Raw genomic sequence first — 14,281 nt, 5'->3', positions numbered from 1 at the left:
CTACCTGATGCTGCCGATGCTGTTCTTCACCGGGGTGAGCGCACTGATCGCAGCCGTGTTGAACACCCGGGGACACTTCGCCGCACCCATGTGGGCGCCGATCCTGAACAACCTCGTGGTGATCGGCGTCCTCGGCCTGTACATCGGGGTCTACGGCGCCAAGGCGCTGCAGCCGGGGCAGATGACCCCCGGGCAGATTCTGCTGGTCGGCGGCGGCACCCTGCTCGGCGTGGCGGTCCAATCAGCCGGCCTCCTGCCGGCGCTGCGCAAGGTCGGCTTCCGGTGGAAGTGGCGGTTCGACTTCCGCGAACTGGGCCTGCGCGAGCTGGCCCAGCTCGGAGCGTGGATGTTCTGCTACGTCGGGGTCAACCAGCTCGGCCTCTTCGTGGTGGTCAACCTGCTCACCCGGGCCGCCGGTGAGGACAGCCAGAAGACCCAGGCCGGCCTGTTCATCTACAACGGCGTTTTCCTGCTGCTGATGATGGCGCACGGCATCATCGCCGTCTCGATCATCACCGCGTTGATGCCGCGGATGAGCGCCGCCGCCGGTGAAGGGCGGTTCCGCGACGTCACCGCCGACCTGTCCCGGGGCACCCGGATGGTCACCGCCGTCCTCGCCCCGGTCGCGGTCTGCTACGCCGTACTGGCCGGCCCGCTCTCGGTCGTGATCTTCCGGTACGGCGCGTTCACCGGCAAGGACGCGGTAGCCCTCTCGACCGTGCTGCTGGTGGCGGCGATCGGCCTGGTGCCCTTCTCGATCAGCCAGCTCTTCACCTTCGCCTTCTACGCGCTGCCGGACACCAAGACCCCGGCCCTGGTCAACATCCCGGTGGTGGCGCTGCGGGTGCTCCTCCAGATCGGCCTCTTCCTCGCCTTCTCCGCCACCTTCGCGGCGGCCGGCATGATGCTCGGCAACGCGATCTCGTACGTGGCGGCGGCGGTGATCTCGGCGATGCTGCTGCGTCCCCGGGTGGGCCGGATCGGGCTGGGCGAGATCATGCGGACCATGGGCCGGGTGCTCGTCGCCGCGCTGGGCGCGGCCCTGGTCGGCCTGGTGGTGGTCAGGCTGCTGCCCGGCGACCCGGCCCACCTGAGCTGGCTGGCCGCCGCGGTCCGGCTGCTGGTCGGCGGTGCCGTGATCGGCGCGACGTACCTCGGGCTGGCCATGGTGCTGCGGATCGGCGAGATCACCGAGGTGGTCGGCATGGTCCGGCGCCGCCTCGCTCGCTGACCCCAGCCTGATGACGGAGCGTGAACGAGGATCACCAGCCTGGGGATACGGCTGTGGATAACTCGGAGTTTCGCGGCTGGATGGGCCTCTCGGCCTGTGGACAACCAGCCGTTAGGACGAGGGACACTGGCCGAACCGGGGGAATCCGTCAACAGGATCGCTGGCCGCCACACTGTCGCGCCCCTGCGCCGACTACTTGCCGTCAACCTCTAGATTGGCTGGTGAGCGTGCCGGCGCCGACGGCAGGATCCATACCGTGGGCGGCCCGCCGCCACGGTCACTGGCATCCCACCGGTTACGGCGGGAAGATGACATGTCGGGGAACCGGGCATCCCGGGTAAGGTCGCTCTCGACGGGTACGGCAGGTGCCGGCGCGGGCGTCGACACCGGTCTGCCGGTTCCTTCGAAGGCAGAGCGGAAAGCCACATGCCCAGCAGCACGGGTCCATCGATCGACACGATCACCGAGGGAGGACGGGTGACCCAGGTCGGCGAGGGTCAGGAGGCGGAGGAGACGGCCCCTCCGGTCATGACCTTCGGTGCTCCGACGGCCGGTGAACTCCTTGCCGAGCGGTACGAGCTGGTCGAGCACATCAACAACGACAGTGCGGGCCGGCTGGTCTGGCGCGGGGTCGACGTCGTGCTGCGCCGTCCCGTCGCGGTGGTCCTCCGCTACCCGGGTGGCGACTCCGCCACGGAGATGCTCCAGGCCGCCGTCGCGGCGAGCCGGGTGATCCACCCCAACCTGGTCGGCGTCTACGACGCGATCGACGAGGCCGATCGGGCGTACGTCGTCCGCGAGTGGGTGGACGGCCAGTCCCTGCGGGAGCTGGTCACCGCCGAGGGGCCGCTCGATCCGGCCCGGTCGACCGCGATCGGCAGCGCCGTCGCGAGCGCCCTGGCGGCGGTGCACGCCACCGACATGGTGCACGGCAACGTCCACCCCGGCACGGTGATGATCAGCGACGACGGCCGGGTGGTGCTGGCCGACGCGCGCACCGACGGCGAGGACAGCCAGGAGAACGACATCCGGGCGGTCGGCGGGGTCCTCTACTTCGCGTTGACCGGCCACTGGCCGCACGGGGAGGCTCCGCTGCGCGGCGCCACCGCCGGGCACGGCCGTGCCGCGATCTCCGACGCGGTCCGCGACGCCAGCGGGGCGATCGCCGCACCGCGTCAGGTACGCGCCGGGGTGCCGGCGTACCTCGACGACCTCACCATGGATCTGCTCGATCCGGAGATCGCCCCACCGTCGTCGGACGTGCTGGCGGCCGAGCTGAACCGGCTGGACGTCCCGGCCGACGAGCACTTCCTGGAGCCGGCCGGCCCGCTGCGCTTCACCGCCGACACCGGCGAGGAGCCGTCGCCGCTGGCCGCCGCCGGTGGCCGCAGGGTCGCGCTGGGCATCGCCGGGCTGCTGGCGGTGGCCCTGGTCGGGCTGCTCGTCGGGATCAGCGTGCTCGGCGACGACAAGGGCTCGACGCCTGAGAAGGCGGCCAACCCTTCCGCCAGTACGCCGTCCTCGGGCGGGTCGACCCCGGCGGCCGCACCGGCCCACAAGCTGACCATCCAGGACGTCCGGATCATCGACCCCGACAGCCGGGACCGCGCCGAGGTGCGCAACGCCGAGAAGGTGATCGACGGCAACGAGGAAAGTAGCTGGGAGACGCAGAGCTACTACTCGGCCAACTTCAGCAACTTCAAGAAGGGCATGGGAGTCTGGATCGACCTGGGCGAGGAGCGCACGGTCAAGTCGCTGCAGGCCGTGCTGTCGGCCCCCGGCGCCTCGGCCAAGCTGCTCACGGGGACGGCCGGCGACTTCTCGTCCAGCTCGTCGGGTGACAAGCAGCTCGTCGCCAGCTACACCACCCAGATCGGCCAGCCGTTCGAGGAGCACGACGGCCCCAATATGATCTTCAACGGGTTCGACCCGGAGAAGAAGTACCGTTACCTGCTCTTCTGGATCACCGAGCTGCCGAAGAAGGACTCGGGCAGCGGCTACAAGCTGGGCGTCCAGGAAATCACGGTCACGGGCTCGTGAGCCGTCCGCCTCGTCTGATCCACCGCCTCTCCCGGATGTGGTGACGATGGGTCGCGGCGGGCGCACGATCCGGCCGGCGACCGGGGACGATCCGCCGGCCGGGGTGTCCGACCTCGACCTGCTCCGGGCCCACGCCGCCGGCGATCGGGACGCCTTCACCGAGCTGTTCCGCCGGCACCGGGACCGGCTCTGGGCGGTGGCCCTGCGTACGCTCGGCGACCGCGAGGAGGCGGCCGACGCGCTCCAGGACGCCCTGCTGTCGGCGCACCGGGCGGCGGCCCGCTTCCGCGGCGACTCGGCGGTGACCACCTGGCTGCACCGGATCGTGGTGAACGCCTGCCTGGACCGGATCCGGCGGCGCCAGACGCACGCCACGGTGCCGCTGCCGGACGGGGTGCACACCGACGGAGAGCCGGGGCGGCACACCGGCGGGGTGGAGCCGGCCGCCCCGGCCCGCGACCACGACACCGCGCTGGTGGTCCGGCAGGCCCTCGCCGCGCTACCGGCCGAGCAGCGGGCCGCGCTGATCCTGGTGGACGTCCAGGGTTACCCGGTGGCCGAGGTGGCGCTGATCCTCGGCGTCGCCGAGGGGACCGTCAAGAGCCGCTGCGCCCGGGGACGGGCCCGGCTGGCCGTGCTCCTCGGGCACCTGCGTACCGGCTCCGACGAGGTGCCGGACGTGCGCCGCGTCACCGGGGGGAACCGCCGGCCGCCGGAGGGCGTCGGATCGACGTCGGGTTGGTCCCGACGGGACGCCAGCCAGGAGGAGACGTGACTTCCCGGGAGTTCAGCGGGGTCGACCAAGACCTGCTCGCCGACTATGTCGGCGGGGCGCTGGACGGCACCCCGGAGCGGGCGACCGTGGCCCGGCTGATCGAGGAGGAGCCGGCGTGGCGCGACGCGCACGCCGTGCTGGCCCGGGGGGTGGAGCTGGTCCATGCCGACCTGGCCGACTGGGCCGCCGGGCCCGCGCCGGAGATGCCGCTGGCCGTGGCGGACCGGATCACGGCCGCGCTCGCCGGTGCCGGGCCGGCACCGGTCGGCGGGGACGAGCCCGTCGACGCGCCGCTGAACCGGCCGGCCGACGAGGCACGGCGTACGGGTCGAGCCCCGGCCGCGTTGCCCGCACAGGTACCCGGGCGGCGGGCCGGTGGCGTGGGCCGGCCGACCGAGGGGTCGGGCCGCAACACGGGGCCGGGCCGGCGCTCCCGGCGGTGGGCTCGCATCGCCGGGCCGGTCGCCCTGGCGGCCGCCTCGGTCACCGCCGTCGGGTTCGGCCTCAGCCACCTGGTCGACACGGGTCGCGGCACGGCGGTGGCGACCAACGGTGGCGCGGCCACCGATACGGCCCGGGAGGGCGGGCCCGCGCCGCTGGCCGCCGCTCCCTACCGCACCACCGGGCCGGCACTTCACAGCGGGACCGACTACGGCCCGGAGCAGCTGTCCGGCAGTCCTCGACCGTTCGCCGTTCAGGGCGGAGACACGACCGGGCAGGCCCAGCGGCTCTCGGCGGACGGCAACCTGGACCGGCTCGCCCGGCCCGACGCGCTGGAGTCCTGCCTCCGCTCGATCAGCGCCGAGCACGCGGCCGGGCCGCTCACCGTCGAGCTGATCGACTACGCGTCGTTCCAGGGGCGTCCGGCGCTGGTCGTCACGTTCCTCGACGCGGGCGGCGAACGCTGGGCGTGGGTGAGCGGGCCGGAGTGCGGGGTGCCCGGCTCCGACGCGGACACCCGTTTCCGTACGCGGGTAGGGTGAGGTCACGGTCGCCGGGCGTGTCCCCCCGCGTGACGTGACCCACCGGATGACCGGCTCGGGAATCACGACTTCGTACGATGGCGTTCTGCAAGTCAGGCGCCGACGCCGCTTGAGCCGTCGGCACTCGGGATCGGCATCGTCCCGGCCGCAGGTCAGCCGGCGCAGATGACGAACACACACATCGGGAGACGGCAGTGGACGAGGTCCGCAACCTGATCATCATCGGCTCCGGGCCGGCCGGTTACACCGCGGCGGTCTACGCCGCGCGCGCCAACCTCAAGCCGCTCATCATCGAGGGCGTGCAGTCCGGTGGCGCGCTGATGACCACGACCGAGGTGGAGAACTTCCCCGGTTTCGCGGACGGCATCCTCGGCCCCGAGCTGATGGACAACATGCGCAAGCAGGCCGAGCGGTTCGGCGCCGAGTTCCTGACCGACGACGTGACCCGGGTCGAGCTCAAGGACACCGGCGAGGTCGGCTCGAACACGGTCAGCACCGTGTGGGTGGGCGAGACCGCGTACCGGGCCAAGGCGATCATCCTCGCCACCGGGTCCGCGTGGCGCCCGCTCGGCGTGCCGGGCGAGCAGGAGTACCTCGGCCACGGCGTGTCGTCCTGCGCCACCTGCGACGGGTTCTTCTTCCGCAACCAGCACATCGTGGTGGTCGGCGGCGGCGACTCGGCGATGGAGGAGGCGAGCTTCCTCACCCGATTCGCCGAGTCGGTGACGATCATCCACCGCCGCGACTCGTTCCGGGCCAGCAAGATCATGGCCGACCGCGCGCTCGCGAACGACAAGATCAAGGTCGAGTGGAACACCGTGGTCGACGAGATCCTCGGCGACGACGGCAAGGTCAGTGGGGTCCGGGTCCGCAACGTGCACACCGGCGAGACCAAGGTGCTCGATGTCACCGGCGTCTTCGTCGCGATCGGCCACGACCCGCGCAGTGAGCTTTTCCGCGGACAGGTGGAACTCGACGACGAGGGGTATGTGAAGGTGCAGGCCCCGAGCACCCGGACCAGCATCCCGGGCGTCTTCGCCGCCGGCGACCTGGTCGACCACACCTACCGGCAGGCGATCACGGCGGCCGGCACGGGTTGTGCCGCAGCCCTGGACGCCGAGCGTTTCATCGCCACCCTGCAAGCCTGAGAAGTTGACAGTAAGTCCCGGAGGAGGGGTCATAGTGGGAGCAACCAAGGCGGTCACCGACGCGAGTTTCGCGAGCGACGTGCTGAAGTCCGACAAGCCGGTTTTGGTCGACTTCTGGGCGGAGTGGTGCGGGCCGTGCCGCAAGGTCTCGCCGCTGCTCGAGGAGATCGCGGGCGAGATGGGTGATCAGGTCAGCATCGTCAAGCTCAACATCGACGAGAACCCCGAGACCGCCCGCACCTACCGGGTGATGTCGGTGCCGACCCTCACCATCTTCAAGAACGGCGAGCCGGTGCAGTCCATCGCCGGCGCCAAGCCCAAGGGCGAGTTGGTCAAGCTGATCGAGTCGGCGCTCTGAGCCGGCGACCCCTCTGCGGAACCCCCGTCGCCCGTACCGGGCGCGGGGGTTCCGGCATTTACGGCCGCGCCCCTGATGTGGGCGGCGAGGGCCGCGTCCGATCGCGGTAGGCCGAACCCGGAGCCACCGAGTGATCGGCACGGTACGCTCCGTAAGCGCCCCCGCGAGGGGAGCACCTCCGTCGGAGTCTCCGGCCAACCAGTGTCCGTGCAGAGGGGGTCGTCGTGCGTCCCATCCGACCCGGTGACCGGGGACCCGCGGTGGCCGAGATCCGTACCGTGCTCACCGGCCTCGACCTGCTCCCGTCCGGCGATCGGGACGAGTTCGACGCCGAGACCGAACGCGCGGTCCGGGCGTTCCAGCAGTCCCGCGGGCTGAGCGTGGACGGCCGGGTCGGCGCGGAGACCTGGCGGGCGCTGGACGCCGCCCGCTGGCGGCTCGGCGCCCGCACGCTGTATCACGCCGTACCCGAGCCGCTGATCGGCGAGGACGTCCGGTCGCTTCAGGAACGCCTCCTGGAGATGGGATACGACGTGGGCCGGGCCGACGCCATCTACGGGATCCGCACCGCGCGGGCGGTCGCGCAGTTCCAACGGGAGATGGGGCTGCGGCCGGACGGCGCCTGCGGCCCGCACACCATGAACACGCTGCGCCGCCTCGGCCGGAAGGTGGTGGGCGGGCGACCGCAGTGGCTTCGCGAGTCCGACGCCATCCGCCAGGCCGGGCCGACCCTGGTCGGGCGGACCGTGGTGATCGACCCGGGACACGGCGGCACCGACCCCGGAGAGGTGGTACCCGACGGCCCGCTCCGCTGGACGGAGGCGGACATCGTGCACGACCTGGCCAGCCGGTTGGAGGGGCGGCTGGCCGCGGCCGGAGTACGGGTGCAGCTCACCCGCGGTCCCTCGCCGCGGACCTGTCTGCCGGACACCGACCGCGCCCAGCTCGCCAACTCCCTGGGCGCGGACGTCTTCATCTCGCTGCACACCGACGGGCACGCCAACCCGGCGGCCAACGGGGTCGCCACGTACCACTACGGCACCGACAACGGCGTCACCTCGGCCACCGGCGAGCGGCTGGCCGGCCTGGTGCAGCGCGAGATCGTCGCCCGGACCGGGCTGCGGGACTGCCGTACCCACGCCAAGGCGTGGGACCTGCTGCGGCTGACGAGGATGCCGGCGGTCCGGGTCGAGGTGGGCTACCTGACCTCGCCGGAGGACCGGGGCCGGCTGGTCGACCCCCGGTTCCGGGACCGGATCGTCGAGGCGATCGTGGCCGCGGTGCAGCGGATGTACTTCCCGATCGAGCGGGACGTACCCACCGGCTCGATCGACGTGAGTGAGCTGCGGGCGAGAGTCGCCGCCGCCACGGCGGCGGACTGATCCGCTCACCTCAGGCCGCGCTACCGTGGCGGGCCGCGTCGTCGCGGTGGCGGGCCGCCACCTCGGGCCGGATCGCTCAGCCCATGGCGCGGGTGGCCGGGGCCGGGCGGACCGGGCGGAGCAGCGTCTCCGGGCTCATCGAGCCGAGCAGCTTCTCCAGCGCGTACTCGACGTCGGACTTCCAGCTCAGCGCGGTACGCAGCTCCAGCCGCAGCCGCGGGTAGCGGGGGTGCGGGCGGACCGTCTTGAAGCCCACCGAGAGGAAGAAGTCGGCCGGCGCCAGGCAGGCCCGGGTCGGGTCGTCCTCCGCGTCGTCGCCGAACTTGGCGTCGCCGAACGCCTCGATCGCCTTGATGCCGCGCTTGGTGAGATCCCGGGCCACCCCCTGGACCAGCATCCTGCCCAGGCCGCCGCCGGCGAAGGCGGGCACCACGTTCGCGATCATCAGCAGCGCGGCGTCCGCAGACACCGGCGAGGTGGGAAAGGCCATCGAGCGCGGCACGTACGCCGGCGGGGCGTACATGACGAACCCGGCCGGCATGCCGTCGACGTACGCAAGCTTGCCGCAGGAACCCCACTCCAGCAGCGTCTGGGAGACCCAGGCCTCCTTCTCCAGCCCGGGGTCCCCGGCAGCGCACGCCCGGTCGGCGGAGACCGGATCCAGCTCCCAGTAGACGCATTGCCGGCAACGACGGGGTAGATCCTCGAGGGTGTCGAGGGTCAGACTGACCAGACGTCGCGACATCAGCGCATCCCCACCATAGGCTCGGAGCTGAAACCAGCGCGGTGTCCGCGCCGCCGCCTTCCCTGCCTCCCGAGGAGTGATCGTACGCTCCTCGGCCCCCGACGAGCGATCGTACGCTTTCACCCGACCCTGCGGGAGGGGACGTGCGAACGCCCACCCGTGCGGGGGGCGGGGTCGGTCCGGGATGTGGACGTTCACCACACGGCGGCACCGGCGTCGGCCGGCGCGGACTACGATCGACCGACCGGCGCCCGTGAGCCGCCATGGTTGCCGGCATCGCGGGTACCACACCGGGCGGCAGCCCCGCCGACACCCGATCGAGGTGATGTCATGACCGGCACGACGCTCGACGACTACACCGACCGGTACGCCCGGCGAGTCCGGGGGATGACGGCCTCCGAGATCCGGGCGCTCTTCGCGGTGGCCAGCCGGCCGGAGGTGGTCTCGCTCGCCGGTGGGGCACCGTACATCGCGGCGCTGCCGCTCGACGCGGTCGGCGAGATGCTCGGCCGGCTCGGCACCGAGCACGGCGTCACCACCCTCCAGTACGGCATCGGGCAGGGCACGCTGGAGCTGCGCGAGCGGATCTGCGAGGTGATGTCCCTCTCCGGGATCGACGCGTCGTGCGGCGCCTCACCGGAGGACGTGGTGGTCACCGTCGGCGGGCAGCAGGCGCTCGACCTGGTGGCCCGGCTCTTCCTGGACCCGGGCGACGTGGTGCTCGCCGAGGGCCCGACCTACGTCGGCGCTCTCGGGGTGTTCCAGGCCGCCCAGGCCCAGGTGGCGCACGTGCCGATGGACGAGCAGGGGCTGATCCCGGAGGCGCTGGAGACGGCCATCGCCGACCTGGCCCGCGCCGGCCGGCGGGTCAAGTTCCTCTACACCATCCCGACGTACCAGAACCCGACCGGCGTGACGCTGAGCGAGGAGCGGCGCGAGCGGGTGCTCGACATCTGCGAACGGGCCGGCCTGCTGGTGGTCGAGGACGATCCGTACGGCCAGCTCGGCTTCGAGGGGGAGGAGGCACCCGCGCCGCTGCGGGCCCGCCGGCGCGACGGCGTCTTCTACCTGAGCACCTTCTCCAAGACGTTCGCCCCCGGCCTGCGGGTGGGCTGGATCCTCGCCCCGCACGCCGTACGCGACAAGCTGGTCATCGCCAGCGAGGCGCAGATCCTCTGCCCCAGCGGATACGCGCAGGCCGCCGTCGCGACGTACCTCGGCACCATGCCGTGGCGGGAGCAGCTGAAGGTCTACCGGGAGATCTACCGGGAGCGCCGGGACGCCATGCTCGCCGCGCTGGCGGACCTGATGCCGGCCGGCACCACCTGGACCACCCCGGGCGGCGGCCTGTTCGTCTGGGCGACCCTGCCCGACGGACTGGACGCCAAGGCGATGATGCCGCGGGCCATCAGTGCCCGGGTCGCGTACGTCCCCGGCACCGGGTTCTACGCCGACGGCACCGGGGCCGGCAACATGCGGCTCAACTTCTCCTTCCCGCCGCCGGAGCGGATTCGGGAGGGCGTCCGCCGGCTGGCCGGCGTGATGGAGCAGGAGATCGCCATGCGCAGGGTCTTCGGCGCGGTCGGCGGCTCGGGGCCGCGACGCCGGCAGGGTGGCCCGGACGCCCCCGGCCCCGACTTGGCATGATTCCCGCATGGCAGTCAGCCCCGCCACCCACGCATCCCTGACCGATCTCGCCGGCCTCGAAGAGCTGCACGTGCTGGTGCTCGCCGGCGGCCTCTCGTACGAGCGGGACGTTTCGCTCCGATCCGGCCGGCGGGTGCTCGACGCACTGCGGGCGGTCGGCGTGGAGGCCGAGCTGCGGGACGCGGACGTGGCCCTGCTGCCCGCCCTGGCCGCCGACCCGCCGGACGCCGTGGTGATCGCGCTGCACGGTGCCACCGGCGAGGACGGCTCGCTGCGCGGGGTGCTCGACCTCTGCGGCGTGCCCTACGTCGGCTGCGACGCCCGCGCATCCCGGCTCGCCTGGGACAAGCCGTCGGCGAAGGCGGTGCTGCGCGAGGCCGGCATCCCCACGCCCGACTGGGTGGCCCTGCCGCACGACCGCTTCTCCGAGCTGGGTGCGGTGGCCGTGCTGGACCGGATCGTCGACCGGCTCGGCCTACCGTTGATGATCAAGCCGGCGCAGGGCGGGTCCGGGTTGGGTGCCGCGGTGGTCCGGGAGGCCGGGTCGCTGCCGGCCGCGATGGTCGGGTGCTTCGCGTACGACCAGACGGCGCTCGTGGAGCGCTACGTGCCGGGCATGGACGTGGCGGTCTCGGTGATCGACCTGGGCGAGGGCCCCCAGTCCCTACCCCCGGTCGAGATCGTGCCCCGTAACGGCGTGTACGACTACGCCGCCCGGTACACCGCAGGGCGTACCACCTGGCACGCCCCCGCCCGACTGGACCAGGAGACGACCGAGCGGGTGGCCCAGGTCGCGGTCGCCGCGCACGGCGCCCTCGGCCTGCGCGACCTTTCCCGGGTCGACCTGATCGTCGACGCGGCCGGGCAACCGCATGTACTGGAGGTCAACGTCTCCCCGGGGATGACCGAGACCTCGCTGCTGCCGCTGGCTGTGCAGGCGGCCGGGCTGGACTTCGGGCGGCTGCTCGGCTCACTGGTCAACCGAGCCGCTGCCCGCCGTCGCTAGCGAACTTCGGGCCCGGCTGCTCAGCCCGGCTGCTCAGCCCGGCCGCTGCTCCGTCGTCGTCTCGCTCGCCGGCTCGGGGATCTCCCCGGCCGCCTCGATCACCGAGACCGTCTCCACGTCGGCGGCCTCCGCCTCCACGTCCGGTGCCGTCGAGTCGGAGAGGCTCGAGGGCGCCTGCCACTGAATCCGTGGTGGTTCGGCGAGCGGGCGACCGCCGAACTCGGCCAGCCACGCGGCGACCAGGGCCAGGTTCTCCCGCCACTGTGCCTCGGAGATCGGCGGCAGGATCGAGTCCCACAGGGACAGGAACGTGCCCCGCAGTTGCAGCTGCCCGTACGGTCGCGCCAGGAACCACAGGTGCAGATGGGCCGAGCCGTCGCCCCAGCGGTTGACGTGCACCCGGGCAACGCCGTCCAGCGAGCGGATGGCGCGTTCGAGGCGGACGGTCATCACGCCCAGCTCGGCCGCGAGCAGGTTCGGCAGATCGCCCAGATCGAGATGCGAGCGGGATTCCAGGATCAGCACCATCGGCAGGCCGGTGGGCCGGTCCATCGCGCGTACCCGCCAACGCTCACCGACCCAGATGTACGCCTCGTCCGGGGCGCCGCAGGCTGTGCATTCCCGGTTGCCTTCGCCCCGGCGGGGCGGTTCGACCGGTACCGGATCGTCGAGTTGCTTGACACGGAGGTCGCCCTCGAAGGGGAAGGACGGCCACAGGGTGAAGTCCGGAACTGAGGGAGGGGTGTCCTGCACGACGCTGACCCTAGCCCAGTTGGTGACCCCTGTCCCTACCCGTTTCAGCGCCGGCCGAGCGCCCATCCTCGATCCCGTCGGAGGTTATCCACGGGTTGTCCACAGGCTGCTGAGACCATCACCACACCGCGTCATCCACAGCTCAGTAAGGCTTTCGGCGCGCTGTTTCACGTGAAACGGGGATGGGCTGTGGACAACAACTGTGGATAACTCGGCGGGCCTTGAGCCGGGTTGTCCACCGCTCGCGACCCTCTCTTCCCAACGATCGAACCGGCGGCAGGCACCGGTCTCCGACCGCCTTTCTCATCGCACTTCCTCCGGCCCGCGAGACTTCCTCGGTTGTCGCCGTCATCGCCGCATCGCTGTCCTGGATGTCCGTAGTCTGCGTCCTCTCGTTCATGGCTCTTGTGCCTCTCGTCCTCGCTCTTGTGCTCTCCCCTTCCCGCCCCTCCTGCCGTCGGCCTTGCCCCCTCTCACCCTCATGCCCCTCGCTGAATCGCCGTTCGATGGCTGGCGGGCGGGGTGCGGATCGCTGCGGCTCGGCTCGGCGCCCGAGGCACCATCGGAGCCCGGGTGCCCGATCGCCGGGTCGCAACAACCGCCTCCCGGCGGGCTGAAGGGATCGCTGTTGTTCCTGCGGGACTCCGGCCGCGCGGCACTCGGACTCGGATGCATCGCTCGGGAGCCGGTACGGGCGCGCTGTTTCACGTGAAACCCGGTTCCTGGCCAACTCACTCATCGGATACCCAGAAGCGCCCCCGTGAACAGCGGATCCATTCCAGGGGCCGCCCGCAACGGCGGAAGGGCAGCGCAGCCGGGCTCGGCACTACTGGCGCGATCACCGGCGGCAGGGAAACCCCGACGGGCAGATCACCCCGCCCTGGCGTCGCAGCCGGGCTTGCCGCCGCCCGCTTTCGGACGCCAGTCAAGTCCGTCTGCTGGTTGGCCAGCAGGAGCCCCGCTCGCCGCAGTCCGGGCCGGCGCATCCGGTCGGGAGCCGCCCGGGGGGCGTGGCGGTGGTCGGGCCGCACCGCAGGCCCGTGCGCGCCTCGGCGGGGGTTGCCCCGGTGGCCCGCACGGGCTGGCGGCTGAGCAACCCGAGGGGCGGCCGGCAGTCGTTGTGACGAGGCCCGGGTGGCCGGTCCAGGTGGCGTCCGCCGAGAGAGCTCAAGTGGAGTGTCCGCTGACCGAGCTGAGAACGGGCCGCCGCCGGTTCGACCGACGGAAGAAGGTGCTCGGTTGACGAGTGGCTGACCACGGGGGCCAATGGCGACGTTGCGACCGAAGCGGCTCCACGACATCCCACTGGCCGCCGCGAGTGACCGCCGACTGCCGGGGCGCGCCGGTCGCCCCCGCCCGCCTCGGTGTCGCTCGCATCGGCTCAGCGGAGGCCTCCTCGGTCTCCTCGCCGTTCTGGCGGGGTCCGCATCAGGACGGCCCTGTGGCGCCAGCCGATAGCACCGGTCGTTATCCCGTCTCGGCCAAGTCGGTGGTTCAGACATTCCCACCGCCCGCATGTCGCCCGGCCCTCGATCGGCAAAGGCTCCAACCGCCGACTGGACGAGCGGCGAGTGCCGGGCTGCCCCAATCCACAGAGCCTGCTGGTGGCTCGTTCGCAGACCGATGTGGCACCGCGGGATGAATCCAAGACCGGTGGAGCGACGGATGGACTGCGGTTTCACGTGAAACAGGACTTCCCGGCAGGTCGGCGAGTCCGATCGTGGATGCCCGTACGGGGGCTTCTCCTGGTGATGACGCAGCGGCAGGTGTTTCGGAGCAAGGCGGGTTCCACGTGAAACTCCGACCCAATACGCCGGGCTACGTGTCCTGGTTTCACGTGAAACCAGGACGAGGCTCGGCAGCGCCGAGGGTTGGTTGCTCGCCCGCGCAGGCCCTCGGGTGGAAGCCACGCAGCTGATACCGGCGATTCTCGGGGCCGGCGCATTTGGCTGTCTTGCGCGCCTTCGGCGAGGCGCCAACGCACTGCAACGCAATCCTGCCGGGCACCCGCCCCTCGCCCGTTCGCCGCAGGGAGTCGGCCGACTCCCGACCGACCCGAGCGACTCCCGACCGACCCGAGCGACTCCCGACCGACCCGCCCCAGCGCGACCCACCCAGAGCGACCGTCCCCAGGAGCGGGGAGACCCAGAGCCACCGAGCCACCGAGCCACCGAGCCACCGAGCCACCGAGCCACCGAGCCACCGAGCCACCG

Annotated in this window: 10 protein-coding genes and 1 pseudogene; 9 read left to right on the top strand and 2 right to left on the bottom strand. The window is 72.0% G+C overall.

The features are described from left to right. From ABZ570_RS29585 to ABZ570_RS29555, 7 genes are all read left to right on the top strand, one after another. A partial coding sequence (locus tag ABZ570_RS29585) for a lipid II flippase MurJ (protein WP_358070707.1) occupies positions 1-1,231 on the top strand: 1,231 nt, incomplete at its 5' end. A gap of 426 nt (positions 1,232-1,657) precedes the next feature. Further along, complete coding sequence (locus ABZ570_RS29580) at positions 1,658-3,271, top strand: protein kinase family protein (RefSeq protein WP_358070705.1); 1,614 nt, start codon at positions 1,658-1,660, stop codon at positions 3,269-3,271. A 46-nt stretch (positions 3,272-3,317) separates the two neighbouring features. Next, complete coding sequence (gene sigM, locus ABZ570_RS29575; protein WP_358070703.1) at positions 3,318-4,046, top strand: RNA polymerase sigma factor SigM; 729 nt, start codon at positions 3,318-3,320, stop codon at positions 4,044-4,046. Continuing rightward, positions 4,043-5,029 carry a hypothetical protein gene (locus ABZ570_RS29570; RefSeq protein WP_358070701.1) on the top strand — a complete coding sequence of 329 codons (987 nt, stop codon included), beginning with the start codon at positions 4,043-4,045 and terminating at the stop codon, positions 5,027-5,029. The genes sigM and ABZ570_RS29570 overlap by 4 nt, the downstream gene beginning before the upstream one ends. 194 nt (positions 5,030-5,223) lie before the next feature. Continuing rightward, positions 5,224-6,177, top strand: a complete 954-nt coding sequence (gene trxB / locus ABZ570_RS29565) for a thioredoxin-disulfide reductase (RefSeq protein WP_358070699.1) — start codon at positions 5,224-5,226, stop codon at positions 6,175-6,177. 34 nt (positions 6,178-6,211) lie between these two features. Beyond that, positions 6,212-6,535: a thioredoxin gene (trxA, locus tag ABZ570_RS29560; protein WP_357319100.1), complete on the top strand. Its 324-nt coding sequence runs from the start codon at positions 6,212-6,214 to the stop codon at positions 6,533-6,535. A gap of 224 nt (positions 6,536-6,759) precedes the next feature. Further along, complete coding sequence (locus tag ABZ570_RS29555; RefSeq protein WP_358070697.1) at positions 6,760-7,917, top strand: N-acetylmuramoyl-L-alanine amidase; 1,158 nt, start codon at positions 6,760-6,762, stop codon at positions 7,915-7,917. 76 nt (positions 7,918-7,993) lie between these two features. Here ABZ570_RS29555 and ABZ570_RS29550 read toward each other — a convergent pair whose 3' ends face one another. Continuing rightward, entirely contained in the window at positions 7,994-8,662 is a 669-nt protein-coding gene (locus tag ABZ570_RS29550; RefSeq protein WP_358070695.1) for a GNAT family N-acetyltransferase, read from the bottom strand. A 330-nt stretch (positions 8,663-8,992) separates the two neighbouring features. Between ABZ570_RS29550 and ABZ570_RS29545 the strand changes: the two genes are divergently transcribed. Together ABZ570_RS29545 and ABZ570_RS29540 are read left to right on the top strand one after the other, a co-directional pair. Next, positions 8,993-10,309, top strand: coding sequence for a PLP-dependent aminotransferase family protein (locus ABZ570_RS29545; RefSeq protein WP_358070693.1), 1,317 nt, complete (start codon positions 8,993-8,995; stop codon positions 10,307-10,309). A 7-nt stretch (positions 10,310-10,316) separates the two neighbouring features. Then, entirely contained in the window at positions 10,317-11,315 is a 999-nt protein-coding gene (locus ABZ570_RS29540) for a D-alanine--D-alanine ligase (protein ID WP_358070691.1), read from the top strand. Between the two features lie 162 nt (positions 11,316-11,477). Here the strand turns inward: ABZ570_RS29540 and ABZ570_RS29535 are convergent. Beyond that, positions 11,478-12,068 (bottom strand): annotated as a pseudogene (locus ABZ570_RS29535) (hypothetical protein); the annotation flags it as partial. Between the last annotated feature and the right edge of the window lie 2,213 nt (positions 12,069-14,281).

The organism is Micromonospora sp. NPDC007271, assembly GCF_040634005.1.
Classification (GTDB): Bacteria; Actinomycetota; Actinomycetes; order Mycobacteriales; family Micromonosporaceae; genus Micromonospora.
Note: the sequence above shows the minus strand (reverse complement) of the source record. Positions and strands in the feature narration are given on the sequence as shown.

What these genes read in the sequence shown, in the direction of transcription:
- ABZ570_RS29580 (WP_358070705.1), top strand. Translation starts at nt 1,658, where the DNA reads ATGCCCAGCAGCACGGGTCCATCGATCGACACGATCACCGAGGGAGGA.
- sigM (WP_358070703.1), top strand. Translation starts at nt 3,318, where the DNA reads ATGGGTCGCGGCGGGCGCACGATCCGGCCGGCGACCGGGGACGATCCG.
- ABZ570_RS29550 (WP_358070695.1), bottom strand. Translation starts at nt 8,662, where the DNA reads ATGTCGCGACGTCTGGTCAGTCTGACCCTCGACACCCTCGAGGATCTA.
- ABZ570_RS29545 (WP_358070693.1), top strand. Translation starts at nt 8,993, where the DNA reads ATGACCGGCACGACGCTCGACGACTACACCGACCGGTACGCCCGGCGA.
- ABZ570_RS29540 (WP_358070691.1), top strand. Translation starts at nt 10,317, where the DNA reads ATGGCAGTCAGCCCCGCCACCCACGCATCCCTGACCGATCTCGCCGGC.